This window comes from Pseudomonas sp. DCB_AW, from assembly GCF_026240895.1.
In the GTDB taxonomy this organism is placed as follows: domain Bacteria; phylum Pseudomonadota; class Gammaproteobacteria; order Pseudomonadales; family Pseudomonadaceae; genus Aquipseudomonas; species Aquipseudomonas kermanshahensis.
Window position 1 is genome coordinate 1 of sequence record NZ_JAPFCE010000066.1, and the last position, 13,636, is coordinate 13,636.

General features: G+C 62.3%; 14 protein-coding genes and 1 pseudogene. 7 read left to right on the top strand and 8 right to left on the bottom strand.

The window, feature by feature from the left end; all coding sequences use genetic code 11:
• Positions 1-134 (top strand): annotated as a pseudogene (locus OO306_RS23320) (SPFH domain-containing protein); the annotation flags it as partial.
• A 49-nt stretch (positions 135-183) separates the two neighbouring features.
• Here OO306_RS23320 and OO306_RS23325 read toward each other — a convergent pair.
• The 5 genes from OO306_RS23325 to OO306_RS23345 form a co-directional block, all read right to left on the bottom strand.
• Positions 184-882 (bottom strand): SDR family oxidoreductase, encoded by a 699-nt coding sequence (locus tag OO306_RS23325; protein ID WP_265970031.1) that lies wholly within the window; start codon positions 880-882, stop codon positions 184-186.
• Positions 879-2,321 carry a deoxyribodipyrimidine photo-lyase gene (gene phrB / locus OO306_RS23330; RefSeq protein WP_265970032.1) on the bottom strand — a complete coding sequence of 481 codons (1,443 nt, stop codon included), beginning with the start codon at positions 2,319-2,321 and terminating at the stop codon, positions 879-881. Before phrB ends, OO306_RS23325 begins: the two co-directional genes overlap by 4 nt.
• A complete protein-coding gene (locus tag OO306_RS23335) occupies positions 2,312-3,211 on the bottom strand; it encodes a MerR family transcriptional regulator (RefSeq protein WP_252826680.1) in 900 nt (299 codons plus the stop codon). The genes phrB and OO306_RS23335 overlap by 10 nt, the downstream gene beginning before the upstream one ends.
• On the bottom strand, positions 3,201-4,169 hold the full coding sequence (locus OO306_RS23340) for a DUF523 and DUF1722 domain-containing protein (protein ID WP_027594466.1): 969 nt from the start codon (positions 4,167-4,169) through the stop codon (positions 3,201-3,203). Before OO306_RS23340 ends, OO306_RS23335 begins: the two co-directional genes overlap by 11 nt.
• A gap of 106 nt (positions 4,170-4,275) precedes the next feature.
• The gene (locus OO306_RS23345) at positions 4,276-5,262 is read right to left on the bottom strand and encodes an NAD(P)/FAD-dependent oxidoreductase (RefSeq protein ID WP_027594465.1); all 987 of its coding nucleotides are present in this window, start codon (positions 5,260-5,262) and stop codon (positions 4,276-4,278) included.
• Between the two features lie 187 nt (positions 5,263-5,449).
• On the opposite strand from OO306_RS23345, the gene OO306_RS23350 reads away from it, so the two are divergent.
• Positions 5,450-6,355: a TIGR01777 family oxidoreductase gene (locus OO306_RS23350; protein WP_027594464.1), complete on the top strand. Its 906-nt coding sequence runs from the start codon at positions 5,450-5,452 to the stop codon at positions 6,353-6,355.
• Between the two features lie 13 nt (positions 6,356-6,368).
• The gene (gene hemH, locus OO306_RS23355) at positions 6,369-7,382 is read left to right on the top strand and encodes a ferrochelatase (protein ID WP_099428319.1); all 1,014 of its coding nucleotides are present in this window, start codon (positions 6,369-6,371) and stop codon (positions 7,380-7,382) included.
• Positions 7,383-7,523: 141 nt separating this feature from the next.
• On the opposite strand, the gene OO306_RS23360 is transcribed toward hemH, so the two are convergent.
• On the bottom strand, positions 7,524-8,798 hold the full coding sequence (locus OO306_RS23360) for a uracil-xanthine permease family protein (protein WP_027594462.1): 1,275 nt from the start codon (positions 8,796-8,798) through the stop codon (positions 7,524-7,526).
• Positions 8,799-8,800: 2 nt separating this feature from the next.
• Complete coding sequence (upp, locus tag OO306_RS23365) at positions 8,801-9,439, bottom strand: uracil phosphoribosyltransferase (protein ID WP_027594461.1); 639 nt, start codon at positions 9,437-9,439, stop codon at positions 8,801-8,803.
• Positions 9,440-9,602: 163 nt separating this feature from the next.
• Here upp and OO306_RS23370 point away from each other — a divergent pair, with 163 nt between their 5' ends.
• The 4 genes from OO306_RS23370 (at position 9,603) to OO306_RS23385 (ending at position 11,532) form a co-directional block, all read left to right on the top strand.
• Positions 9,603-10,160, top strand: a complete 558-nt coding sequence (locus OO306_RS23370) for a hypoxanthine-guanine phosphoribosyltransferase (RefSeq protein WP_027594460.1) — start codon at positions 9,603-9,605, stop codon at positions 10,158-10,160.
• Positions 10,161-10,162: 2 nt separating this feature from the next.
• On the top strand, positions 10,163-10,636 hold the full coding sequence (locus OO306_RS23375; RefSeq protein WP_099428320.1) for a WbuC family cupin fold metalloprotein: 474 nt from the start codon (positions 10,163-10,165) through the stop codon (positions 10,634-10,636).
• Between the two features lie 66 nt (positions 10,637-10,702).
• Positions 10,703-11,173 (top strand): hypothetical protein, encoded by a 471-nt coding sequence (locus OO306_RS23380; RefSeq protein ID WP_027594458.1) that lies wholly within the window; start codon positions 10,703-10,705, stop codon positions 11,171-11,173.
• A 68-nt stretch (positions 11,174-11,241) separates the two neighbouring features.
• Positions 11,242-11,532, top strand: a complete 291-nt coding sequence (locus tag OO306_RS23385; RefSeq protein WP_003247360.1) for a PA4642 family protein — start codon at positions 11,242-11,244, stop codon at positions 11,530-11,532.
• Between the two features lie 167 nt (positions 11,533-11,699).
• On the opposite strand, the gene mqo is transcribed toward OO306_RS23385, so the two are convergent.
• Entirely contained in the window at positions 11,700-13,205 is a 1,506-nt protein-coding gene (gene mqo / locus OO306_RS23390; protein ID WP_027594457.1) for a malate dehydrogenase (quinone), read from the bottom strand.
• Between the last annotated feature and the right edge of the window lie 431 nt (positions 13,206-13,636).

Genomic DNA, 13,636 nt, shown 5'->3' on the forward strand with positions numbered 1-13,636 from the left:
AGATGGTTCGGGTCGATCTGCGCACGGTCGTGCTGGATGTACCGCCGCAGGACGTGATCACCCGCGACAACGTCTCGGTCAAGGTCAATGCCGTGCTGTACTTTCGCGTGCTCGACCCACAAAAAGCCGAGATTCTTTGTGATTTCACTGGCCTCTTCGCAGCACAAGGCTGCTCCTACAAGATCAGGGCCGCAATGGCCACAAGCTGCTCAGGTCCAGCGTCTCCAGTACCAATTCCGGCTCGCGTTGCGGCAACCGTCGCAACAGTTCCTCGGCAGCGCTTTCAGGCGTCCAGGCCTCGGGTATCGCTTGCGCCGTTGTCACGGGGGTTTTCAACGATTGCGGCCCCACTACCGTCAAGCTGATCTGCAGCTTATCCAGTACCTGGCGTTGCTCGCGAAACCACTGGGCAGTGCTGTTGAAGCCGCTGGCAACCTGGGTGGGTGCAAACAGCTGCGTGGCCGAGTAGCGATTGAGGATGGCCATTACCTGAGGTGCATCACCCTTCGTCAGCAGCGGCAAGGCACTGGTCAGGCAATGTTCGCTGGCCAGCAAGTTGCTGCTGGCGATCGCCTCGAACAGCTCGTCATCGGGCACGTCGTCGGCAAGGTAGTCACTGGTGCCGGCATTGATGATCAGGCAATCCAGCGAACCCCAAGTATTCAGCAACAATGTACTGGCTGCATCCGCCTGTTCCAGTACCTGCAACTCCCCCGGCAGCCGCACCAACTGCGGGGCGAAACGTTCGCCCAGCATATCCAGCGCTTCACATTCCCTGCCACTGGCGGCCACCCGATGCCCTTGCTCGAGCAGTCGCTCTACTAATGCCAGCCCTAATCCGTTACTGGCCCCTGTTACCCAGAAACTACGAGCGCTGTTCACGATACTGCCCCCTGATCCTGCCGGCGCGGAAGGCCTTTGAAGGCCTCCAATGCACGCTGGCGACTGCTGCCGAGATCGACTATTGGATTGTGATACGAATTAGTAGCAAAAAGATCCGCGACCTTCACGGGCTGATGAATGGCTTTCTCATCCAGGCCCTGCAATTCTGGTACCCAGTGGCGAATGAATCGCCCTTGCGGGTCGAAGCGCTGAGACTGCGAAACCGGATTGAAGATGCGGAAGTAGGGCACTGCATCGGTCCCGGTGGACGCGCTCCATTGCCAGCCACCGTTGTTGGCCGCCAGGTCACCGTCTATCAAGTGGCGCATGAAGTGCCGCTCGCCTTTGCGCCAGTCGATCAGCAGGTTCTTGCTGAGAAACATGGCGACGATCATGCGCAGGCGGTTGTGCATCCACCCGGTGTCCAGCAACTGGCGCATGGCGGCATCGATGATCGGGAAGCCGGTGCGCCCCTGTTCCCAGGCCGCGAGGTCTTCAGGCGCATCGCGCCATGGTAAGGCTTCGGTGTGGGTGCGGAAGGCGCGGTGCCGCGAGACCTGTGGATAACCCGTCAGGATGTGCTTGTAAAACTCTCGCCAGAGCAACTCGTTGATCCAGGTCTGGATGCCTGTGCTGCCGCTGTCGAACTCGCCGCGGTTGCAGGCCAGGGCGCCGTGCAGGCATTGCCGGGGCGAGATCACCCCAGCGGCCAGATAAGCCGAGAGCTGGCTGGTGCCCGGCTTGGCGGGGAGGTCGCGCAGGTGATGGTAGTCGTCAATCGCCTCATCAAGAAAGCGCGTCAGGCGGCTCTGCGCCTCGGCTTCCCCTGCTAGCCAGTGGTCGCTCAAGGTGCGCGGCGGTGTGTCGAAGCCCTCTATTTGCTCGGGTATGGGGTCGCTGGCGATGTTCAGGGGCGACTGCGGTTTGACTCGAGGGGCTAACGCCGGGAGGCTGCGGTGCAAGTGTTCGAGGCAGTTTTTCTTGAACTGGCTGAAGACCTGGAAGTAGTCACCACTGCGGGTGAGGACCGTGCCTGGGCGGAAGAACAACTGGTCGAGGTAGCTGTGCGCCTGGATCGCTGACTGTTCCAGCAGTGCCCGCGTAGCCTGGTCGCGGCGCTCTTCGTTGATGCCGTACTCCTCGTTCCAGTGCACGCCCTCGACCCGGTGCTGACGGCAGGCGTCCAACACGGCCTGTGGCGCTTGATCCCACGTATCGATGGTGCGGATCAGCAACGGAATGTTGAGGGCCTCCAGCGACTGACGCAGCGTGCGCAGGTTGCGCAGCCAGAAGTCGACTTTGCAGGCAGCGTCGTCATGCGCCTGCCACTGGCCGGGGCTGACCAGCCACAGGGCTAGGGTCGGGCCGCGTTCGCAGGCTGCGCTCAAGGCGGTGTTGTCGTCGATGCGCAGGTCGCTGCGCAGCCAGATCAGTTGCATGGTGCATTCATCTCTACAGGCCGGCGGCCATTGCCTTGAAGCACGCGCAATGCCGACTGCGGGGTATCGAACAGGAAGAGCTCGGGAAGGTCGAGGGCGTTCAAGTGGGCCTCATGCAGGGCGAGCGTGGCGCCGCCCAGCAGTTTTGGCCCAGGTATGCCTTGCAGCAGGCGCTGCAAGGCTTTGCTGTCGATGCGTGGCCCCAGGTGCAGCAGGAGGGCGCGCGGCTGCAGTGCGGCGATCGCCCGTTGCAACTGCGGGCCGCCAACCGGCTGTTCCAGCACTTCGACAGGGATGCCATTGCTGCTCAATAGCCAGGCGCATAGCCACAAGGCGGGGTCGAACGCCTGCTCGCTGTCTTCGGCCAGCAGCACCGCTGGGCCTTGTAGCAGTTGGTTGTCGTGGTACACCCGGGCGCCGAGCTTGCTGCGCAGCCAGGTATGGAAAAACACCTGTTCAAGCCGGGCATTGAAATAGTTGCGCCAGCGCAGCTCCAGGCTGTCGAGCAGGGGCAGCAGCAGTTGCTCGCACAGGGTGATGGCGGGGTACAGCGCCATGGCCTGGTTGAGTTGCTGGTCGAGTGCACGTTGCGAGAGGTTGGCGATGGCCTCGATCAACTGCGCCTGCCGGGCCTGCCAGTCGCTTTGCGGGGCGCTGCTGGTGGGTTTGTCGAGCAGCTCGCGCACCTGGCCCACCGACGCGCCGCGCTGCAGCCAGGCCAGGATCGCTTCGACCCGTTCGACCTGCTCGATGGAATACAACCGGTGCCCTTTAGCGGTGCGTTGCGGCTTGAGCAGGCCGTATCGACGTTCCCAGGCACGCAGGGTGACGGGGTTGACGCCGGTGCGGCGGGCGAGCTCGCCGATAGGCAGCAGGCTTTCAGACGGCATTACGAAGCCCCAGGCTCTCGGGGTGTGGTTGCAGGTAGGCTTGCTGCATCAGGTAAGGGTCTGGGTGTTTGCGCAGGTGATGCTTGAGCAAGGTCAGAGGCACGACCAGCGGCACCACGCCTTGTTGGTACTGGCTGATGAGGGTTTGCAATTCGGCTTTGTCCTGTGCGGTCAGGGCATCTTTGAAGTAGCCACTCAGGTGCTGCAGCACGTTGCAGTGCGTGCCACGGCTGGCACAGCGACGCAGCGCTTGCATCAGCTCGCTGAAGTAACGTGGCCCGATCTCCTGTGGGTCGTCATCGCGGCTCATGGTGCCGAGCAGCCGCCCCAGCGTGCGGTAGGCTTGGGGGTTGTTGGCCATCAACAGGTACTTGTAGCGCGCATGAAAGCGCACCAGCGCGCCGCGGCTGAGGCCTTCGGCCAACAGGCGCTGCCAATCGGCATAGGCGTACACGCGGCTGATGAAGTTTTCGCGCAGCACGGCATCGTGCAGGCGGCCTTCCTCTTCCACCGGCAGGTCCGGGCGCAGGCTGCAGAAAGCGTGGGCATAAACGCCGCGGCCGCCATGGAAGGCGGGGTGGCCGTTGTCCTGGTAGACCTTGACCCGCTCCAGGCCGCAGGAGGGCGACTTCTGCATGAAGATGTAGCCGCAGATATCATCGAGCTCGCCGGCCATCTGCTCGCCATAGGTGCGCAGCGGGCCGGTCAGGTCCATGCCGGGGTTGCGGGTGCCGACCACTTCGGGTTGCTCAGGGTTGCCGACCAGGCGGATAGGATCGCGTGGAATGCCGAGGCCGATAGCCACTTCTGGGCAAACGGGCACCCATTCGAAATGCGCTTCCAGTTGTGTGCGGCACAGGTCGGAGGCCTTGTGCCCGCCGTTGTAGCGCACACTGTGGCCGGTCAGGCAGGCGCTGATCGCGATGCGAGGCTTGCTGTGGGCGGTGGCGGCTTGCATGGCTGTCTCCGGAAAACCTGTACGTGAAATCAAATTTGTACAAGTTTATTCCAGCACAGCTACGGAGTTATGCAAACAAGTTTTTTTGTACAGGTTCAGCGCCCGCTCAGTCGAGGTGTTCCAGCAGCCGTCGGGCCGCTTCCTGGCCGCTCAGCCACGCGCCTTCGACACGCCCGGACAAGCACCAGTCGCCACAGGCATACAGGCCTTGATCGGCATCGGCCAAGGCGCCCCACTCGTGGTTGCTGGTGGGGCGTGCATACAACCAGCGGTGGGCGAGGGCGAAGGTGGGGGCCGGTACCACGCAGCCGACCAGTTCGGCGAACTCGCCCCACAACTGCTCGATCACCTCTTCCTTCGACAGGTCGATGTGCTGCCGGCTCCAGTTCGACGTGGCATGCAGCACCCAGGTATCGAGGTGCTCGTCCCGCCCTGGCTTGCTGCGGTTGCGGGCCAGCCAGTCGAGCGGGTTGTCCTGCACGAAGCAGCCTTGCATCGGGGTGTCCAGTGGGGTCTGGAAGCCCAGGGCAACCGCCCAGGTGGGCTCCATCTGCACGCCTGCGGCCACCGCAGCGAGTTTGGGGGTCGAGGCCAGCAGCGGCGTGGCCTGTGGCGCCGGCACGGCGATTACCACGCGGCTGAATGGGCCGTGGCTGCAGCCTTCGGTGTCTTGCAGGTGCCAGTACTGTTTGCCGCGGAACACTTCAGCAATGCGGCAGCCAAAGTTGACGGTCACATCCTTGAGCAGGCCACGGGTAATGGCGCTCATGCGGGGCACGCCGACCCAGCGTGTTTGCTCGTCTGGGGAGGGGGTGAGTTCGCCATCGCGGTAGTTGTACAGCTGCGGCTTCCACTGCTCGGCCCAACCGGCGGCTACCCATTGCTGGACCTGTTCTACGAAGCGCCGATCACGGGCAGTGAAGTACTGGGCGCCCAGGTCCAGCGCGCCAGCATCGCTGCGCTTGCTGGCCATGCGCCCGCCACTGCCGTGGCCTTTGTCGAACAGGTGCACGGATTGCCCGGCCTTTTGCAGCGCCTGGGCGGCGGACAGACCGGCGATACCGGCACCGATGATGGCAATAGGTACTGTCATGATGGCCTCTTCAAACCTTGCTGTGAGCAGACTACGCTGTCAGGCAAACCTGTACAATGCACAACTTTTGTATAAGGTTATTCCGCTTTATAGAGCAGGTTGGCCTATGTTTATCCGAGAGCGTCGGGTCAAAAAAGTGCCTTGATCTTAAAAATAGACCACAGCCGCATTCTGCGAGGACACAGCCATGCATATATTGCTGACAGGCGGCACTGGCTTGATTGGCCAGCACCTGTGCCAGTTCTGGCTCGGCCAGGGCCATCGCCTCACGGTCTGGAGCCGCCGACCGGAGCAGGTGCCCAAACTGTGCGGTAGCGGGGTGCGCGGTATCGCCCAGCTGGACGAACTGCAAGCGGACGATCACCTCGACGCGGTCATCAACCTGGCGGGTGCGCCGATCGCCGACCGGCCTTGGACCGGAGCCCGGCGCAACCTGTTGTGGGCCAGCCGCATCACCCTCACCGAGCAACTGCTGGCGTGGCTGGGTGCGCGTGAGCAGCGCCCTGAGGTGCTGATTTCTGGTTCTGCGGTGGGTTGGTATGGGGACGGCGGCGAGCGTGAACTCACCGAGGCGTCCCAGCCGGTGCGCGAAGATTTTGCCAGCCAGTTGTGTATCGCCTGGGAAGAAACTGCCCAGCGTTCGCAAGCTCAAGGCATCCGCGTGGTGCTGGTGCGCACCGGGTTGGTACTGGCCAGCGATGGCGGCTTTTTGTCGCGCCTGCGGTTGCCCTTCAAGCTCGGGCTGGGCGGGCCGTTGGGCGATGGTCGGCAGTGGATGCCGTGGATCCATATAGACGACCAGGTCGCCCTGATTGATTTTCTCTTGCAGCATAAGGACACCAGCGGTCCTTATAATGCCTGCGCCCCAGAGCCTGTGCGCAACCGTGAGTTCGCCAGGCGGCTGGGCCGTGCGATGCACCGGCCGGCGCTGCTGCCTGTGCCTGCGCTTCTGCTGAAGGCAGGGCTAGGCGAGCTGTCGACGCTGTTGCTCGGCGGCCAGCGGGCGCGCCCGGTGCGCTTGCTGGCGGCAGGTTTCACTTTCCGTTTCAACGATCTGCAATCGGCCCTGGACGACTTGTCCAGCCGCCTCTGACATAGGACGCTGCATGACCGATCACGCCCTGCTGCTGGTTAACCTGGGGTCCCCGGCCTCCACTTCGGTGGCCGATGTGCGCCGTTACCTCAACCAGTTCCTGATGGACCCGTACGTGATCGACCTGCCTTGGCCGGTGCGGCGCTTGCTGGTGTCGTTGATTCTGATCAAGCGCCCGGAGCAGTCGGCGCATGCCTACGCGTCGATCTGGTGGGACGAAGGCTCGCCACTGGTGGTACTGACCCGCCGCCTGCAGGCTGCGATGGTCGAGCACTGGCCCCATGGCCCGGTCGAAATCGCCATGCGCTACGGCCAGCCGGCGTTGCCCGAAGTGCTGGAGCGCCTGGCAGCTCAGGGCGTGCGCAAGGTCACCTTGGCACCGCTTTATCCACAGTTCGCCGACAGTACCGTGACCACCGTGGTGGCGTTGGCCAAACAGACGGTCAGCGAGCGCCAGTTGCCGTTGCAGATGCGCGTGCTGCAGCCGTTCTACGACCATCCCGAGTACATCGAGGCGTTGGTGGCCAGCGCCAAGCCTTACCTGCAGCAGGATTACGACCACCTGTTGCTGAGTTTTCATGGGCTGCCGGAGCGGCACCTGAAAAAGCTCGACCCCACCGGTAAGCATGATTTTCAGGCGGCCGATTGCTGCAAGGACGCCAGTGCCGAAATGCGCGCCGTGTGTTATCGCGGGCAGTGTTTGGCCACGGCCAAGGCCTTTGCACAGAAAATGGGCATACCGGATGGCAAGTGGTCGGTGTCGTTCCAGTCGCGCTTGGGGCGCGCCAAGTGGATCGAACCCTATACCGAGACGCGGCTGGACGAGTTGGCCAAGGCGGGGGTGAAGAAGCTGCTAGTGATGTGCCCGGCGTTCGTTGCCGATTGCATCGAGACGCTGGAAGAGATCGGCGATCGCGGCAAAGAACAGTTCATCGAAGCCGGGGGCGAGGAATTGCTGCTGGTGCCGTGCCTGAATGATCACCCGGAGTGGGTGAAGGTGCTGGCGGGGATGTGCGAAAAGGCCTGAATGAGTCCGCCCTTGTGGGGGCGGCCTTGTGCTGCAAAGAGGCCGGTGATGACACAGAAGATTGATGTGTTGTCACCGGGCTGTTCGCAGCACTAGGCTGCTTCTACAGAAGAGGCGTTTTGCGGCAGGAGCCCGTGTCACTCAAGGCAGCTGATCATCCAGCTTCTTGTTCTTCCAGCCATCATTGCCCGGCAGGATCAGGTTAAGGGCAATGGCCACCACGGCGCACAGGGCGATGCCCTTCAGGCCCCAGTCGTCCGGGCCGTCACCGCTGCCGATCAACACGCCGCCAATACCGAACACCAGGGTCACCGAAACGATCACCAGGTTGCGCGCCTCGGCCAGGTCGATCTTGTGGCGGATCATGGTGTTCATGCCCACCGCCGCAATCGAGCCGAACAGCAGGCACAGAATGCCGCCCATGACCGGTACCGGAATGCTCTGCAGCAGCGCGCCGAACTTGCCGATGAAGGCCAGGGTAATAGCAAACACCGCCGCCCAGGTCATGATCTTCGGGTTGTAGTTCTTGGTCAGCATCACCGCGCCGGTCACTTCGGCGTAGGTGGTGTTGGGTGGGCCACCGAACAGGCCGGCAGCCGTGGTCGCCAGGCCGTCACCCAGCAGGGTGCGGTGCAAGCCAGGCTTTTTCAGGTAGTCGCGCCCGGTGACGCTGCCCACCGCAATCACCCCACCGATGTGCTCGATCGCCGGTGCCAGGGCTACCGGCACGATGAACAGGATGGCCTGCCAGTTGAACGCCGGCGCGGTGAAGTTGGGGATCTCCAACCATGGTGCAGCGGCAATCTTGGCCGTGTCGACCACGCCAAAGGCAAACGCCAGGGCAAAGCCCACCAGCACGCCGGAGATGATCGGCACCAGGCGGAAGATACCCTTGCCGAAGACCGCGACGATCAATGTGGTCAGCAGTGCCGGCATCGAGATCAGCATGGCAGTCTTGTAAGGCATCAGCGCAGCACCGTCACCGCCCTTGCCCATGGCCATGTTGGCAGCGATGGGCGCCATGGCCAGGCCAATCGAGATGATCACTGGGCCAATCACCACAGGCGGCAGCATGCGGTCGATGAAACCGGTGCCTTTGATTTTTACCATCAGCCCCATGAAGGTGTAGACGAAGCCTGCGGCCATTACGCCGCCCATGGTTTCGGCCAGGCCGAACTGGCCCTTGGCAAGGATGATCGGGGTGATGAAGGCAAAGCTGGATGCCAGGAACACCGGGACCTGACGGCCGGTGACCAGCTGGAACAGCAGCGTGCCGATACCGGCGGTGAACAGCGCGACGTTCGGGTCGAGGCCGGTGATCAGTGGCATCAGCACCAGCGCGCCAAATGCCACGAAGAGCATCTGCGCGCCCGAAACGACCTGGCGCCAAAGCGGGTCGTTGAAGCCGTCCTGCATGGTCAGGCGTCCTTTTGCTTGGTGCCGAAGATCTTGTCGCCGGCATCACCCAGGCCCGGCACGATGTAGCCGTGCTCGTTCAGGCGCTGGTCGATCGAAGCGGTGTAGATCTGTACATCCGGGTGGGCTTTTTCCACCACATTGATGCCTTCGGGTGCGGCGACCAGCACCATGGCGCGAATCTCTTTGCAGCCCGCTTTTTTCAGCAGGTCGATGGTGGCGACCATCGAGGCGCCGGTGGCCAGCATCGGGTCGATGATCAGGGCCAGGCGCTGGTTGATGTCCGGCGCGAGCTTTTCCAGGTAGGTGTGGGCTTCGAGGGTTTCTTCGTTGCGCGCGACGCCAACGGCACTGACCTTGGCACCCGGAATCAGGCTGAGCACGCCGTCGAGCATGCCGATGCCGGCGCGCAGGATCGGGACGACGGTAATCTTTTTGCCGGCGATTTTTTCGACCTGCACCTTGCCACACCACCCGTCGATCTCGTAGGTTTCCAGTGGCAGGTCCTGGGTGGCTTCATAGGTCAGAAGCGCGCCGACTTCCTGGGCAAGTTCGCGAAAATTCTTGGTGCTGATGTCGGCACGGCGCATGAGGCCGAGCTTGTGGCGGATCAGCGGATGGCGGATCTCACGAGTGGGCATAGGGGGGGCTCCGAAAGGCGGGCAAAAAAACCGCGCTAGATTAATCTATTCAGCCTGTGCTGTCGTGTAGTCCTTTTGGACGTTAGTCCATAAATGCTTGATCTGTGGCGAGCGGATGCGTACCTTTGCCCGCTTTTCCAAAATACCCCCCCTGGAGAGCGCAATGCCCGCCGATCTCGAGCACATCCGTCAAGTCATGCGCGAAGCAGACTGTCTGTACACCGAAGCCGAAGTCGAAGCGGCCATCGCCAAGGTCGGCGAGCAGATCTGCAAAGACCTGCACGACAAGAACCCGGTGGTCTTCTGCGTGATGAACGGCGGCCTTATCTTCTCGGGCAAGCTGCTGACCCACCTGCAGTTCCCGCTGGAAGCGTCGTACCTGCACGCCACCCGCTACCGCAACCAGACCAGCGGCGGCGAGTTGTTCTGGAAAGCCAAGCCAGAAGTCTCGTTCATCGACCGTGACGTGCTGATCGTCGACGACATCCTCGACGAAGGCCACACCCTCAGCGCCATCATCGAGTTCTGCAAGCACGCCGGTGCGCGCTCGGTGCACACCGCGGTGCTGATCGACAAGGACCACGACCGCAAAGCAAGCCCGGACCTTAAAGCCAACTACGTCGGCCTGCCCTGCGTCGATCGCTACATCTTCGGCTATGGCATGGACTACAAGGGCTACTGGCGCAACGCTAACGGCATCTTCGCCGTCAAGGGGCTGTAACCATGCGCCAGCCCGCGTTCATCGACCAATCGCTGTTCGCCGAGCTGGCGCAGAAGGCTGCCGCCAACCCTCGCGGGCGGCAGCACCATAACTTCCATGAGATGGAAGAGCCTTGCCACCGCATGGCAGTCGGGCTGCAGCCGACGACCTACATCCCACCCCATCGGCACCTGAGCGACGACAAGGCCGAAGCACTGATCGTGCTCAAGGGGCGCCTTGGCCTGCTGATCTTCGATGAGCACGGTGCGGTGACTGAAAAGCGGGTGCTGCAGGCCGGCGGCGACTGCCTGGGTGTAGACCTGGCGCCTGGTACCTACCACGGGTTGGTGGTACTGGAACCGGACAGCATCCTCTTCGAGTGCAAGGCAGGGCCGTACCGGCCAGTGGGCGAGGGCGAGCATGCCCACTGGGCGCCGCGTGAAGGCGAGGCCGGCGTGGCCGAGTACCAGGCCTGGATGCGCGCCCAGTTCGATTGATCGCGGGCTCCCGGTACAGGCTGAACACAGCATGCTAGAGTGCCTGTTCAAGCCAAGGAGCCTCACATGCGTGCGATTCTTCCCCTCCTGCTGGCGGTCAGCCTGCCGATCTGTGCCGCACCGCTGCACAGCCAGTTTCTGCCGCCTGACGACCTGTCCCTGCGCCAGGAAGCGCCGACCGGTCAGCAACTGCTGCAAGTGACCGATTATGCAGTGGTGGTCGGTGCCCAGCGCCAGTCCGACCAGCAACCAATCCCCATCACCGCATCGTTGCAAATGCGCCTCAAGGGCAAGCCGCTGAGCAAGGGCGCCACCATCGCCCAGGTGCTGCTGACCTTCGATGGCGAAGCCGGCAAAAGCTTGAAAAAGCCGGTTTATGATGAGAAAACCCGCACCTTGAGCCTCAACTACCCGGTCAGTGATTACCGCGTGATCATGGACCTGCTGCGCAACGAAACGCTCTACGTGCAGTTTCTGACCTACGGCAACGGCCATATCTGGGCTGACCTGCACACCGGCACCGTACGTACGCGTTGAGGCGCGCGCCCTGCGGGGGGTAAACTGCCGGCCTTCGAAATTCCGTGATGGTCCAGTTGGAGTCGGCAATGCGTAAAGACAAGAAACAGGTAATCGGTGACGAAATCAGCGACGACTACATCAAGTCGTTCCTCCAGTTCGAGCCGGCCGATGGCGTGACTTCGCCGTCGCTGCACAAGCTGGTCAAGGCTTACCGTGGCCTGCGTGTCGACGACTTCGAGCGTTTCGTCGGCTTCTTCGTCGAAGCGGGCCTGGACCTGGATGGCAAGGACGAGCACGGCAAGACCTTCGTCGAACAGATCGCCGACCAGCGCAATGCTCCTGAGTACATCGAGATCATCGATAAAGCCCGCGGCTGATTGTTAAGCCTGTACTGGTCTCTTCGCGGGCAAGCCCGCTCCCACAGGTATTGCACCGCTCTCAAGATCTGTGAAAAACCTGTGGGCTTGCCCATGAAGAGGCCGGCACAGGCCAAAACGCAGGCACAAAAAAACGCCCCGAGGGGCGTTTTTTCGTTTTAGCCAGCTCAGGCGTAATGCTTGGCCGGGCTGTCTTCCACCAGTTCCAACGCGGCATCGTTGTCGGCACTGATCTTGTTGTACAGCGCGGCATCGGTTGCCAGGACCTTCTCGCGAGCGGGGAAGATTTCCTTGAGCTTGGCAGCCCAGGCACCTTTGGCCTGCTCGGGGAAGCAACGCTCGATCAGTTCCAGCATGATCGAAACGGTTACCGAAGCGCCCGGCGATGCGCCGAGCAGTGCGGCCAGGCTGCCGTCCTGGGCCGAGACCAGCTCGGTACCGAACTGCAGAATGCCGCCCTTTTTCGGGTCTTTCTTGATGATTTGCACGCGTTGGCCGGCCACTTCCAGGCGCCAGTCTTCGGCTTTGGCTTGCGGGTAGAAGCGGCGCAGCGATTCCAGGCGCTGTTCCATCGACTGCATCACTTCGCTGACCAGGTACTTGGTCAGGTCCATGTTGTCGCGGGCCACGGCCAGCATCGGGCCGATGTTGCCCATGCGCACCGACAGTGGCAGGTCCATCAGCGAACCATGCTTGAGGAACTTGGTGGTAAAGCCTGCGTACGGTCCGAACAGCAGCGAGGTCTTGCCGTCTACCACGCGGGTGTCCAGGTGCGGCACCGACATCGGTGGCGCGCCGACCGCAGCCTGGCTGTAAACCTTGGCCTGGTGCTGTTTGACGATTTCCGGGTTGTCGCAACGCAGCCACTGGCCGCTGACCGGGAAGCCGCCGAAGCCTTTGCTCTCGGGGATGCCCGACAGTTGCAGCAGCGGCAGGGCCGCGCCACCGGCACCGAGGAACACGAAGCGCGCGTCGACTTCACGGCTGCCGCCGCTGTTGACGTCCTTGATGCTCACGGTCCAGCCGTTGCCGTTACGGCGCAGGCCGACGACTTTCTTGCTGTACTTGACCTGCGCGTCGGGCGAGTCGCCCAGCAGCTTGAGCAGCTTGTTGGTCAGTGCGCCGAAGTTGACGTCGGTGCCTTTCGCCACGCGGGTGGCGGCGATGTGCTGGTCGGCCGGGCGGCCGGGCATCATCAACGGCATCCAGTCGCTCATCACAGCCTTGTCTTCGGTGTATTCCATCTCGGAGAAGGCATGATGCTGCTTGAGCAGCTCGAAGCGCTTCTTGAGGAAGGAAACACCCTTGTCACCTTCGACGTAGCTCAGGTGCGGGACAGGGTTGATGAAGGCACGCGCCGAGCCGAAGTTACCCTTCTTGCTCAGGTAAGCCCAGAACTGGCGCGAGACCTCGAACTGGGTGTTGATGTGTACGGCCTTCTTGATGTCGATGCTGCCATCGGCGGCCTGGGGCGTGTAGTTAAGCTCGCACAGGCCAGCGTGGCCGGTACCTGCGTTGTTCCAGGGGTTGGAGCTTTCCGCGGCCCCGGAGTCCATCGCCTCGACGACCTCCAGCTTGAGGGTCGGGTCGAGCTCCTTGAGCAGTACGGCCAGGGTGGCACTCATGATGCCCGCGCCTACCAGTACTACATCAACCGATTCGTTCTGCGCCATTTAACGCGTCTCCACAATCTACAGCTACCTAATTGACAGCATAGGATCCCTGGGTTCGCCAGGATCGCCATGTCCGACTTTTCGCAGTTCTTGCAACTTCCGCGGACACCGCCAATCAGTCTTCGGGTTCGGGTATTGAACCCCGATTGCCACAGGTGCGGCAATTCGACTTATGGTCAAGGTGTCGTGCGTGCGTTATGGAACGGCCTCAGACACTCATCCGGGATGAGCGCAGTTGCCGCCTGTTCAGGGCTGTTCGGGACACATCTGCCGCTTTTGCACATGCCAGACTGTTCATTTGCTCGCCACACTCTCGTGAAGTTGTGAAAAACCGTTTTTTCACGCTCTTTTGGAGACGTGAACCTCAAAAGGGGACTGCGCGATGGCAACCCACAGGTTCATGCAGTGCGAAGGGCCGGAAAAGCAGGCAC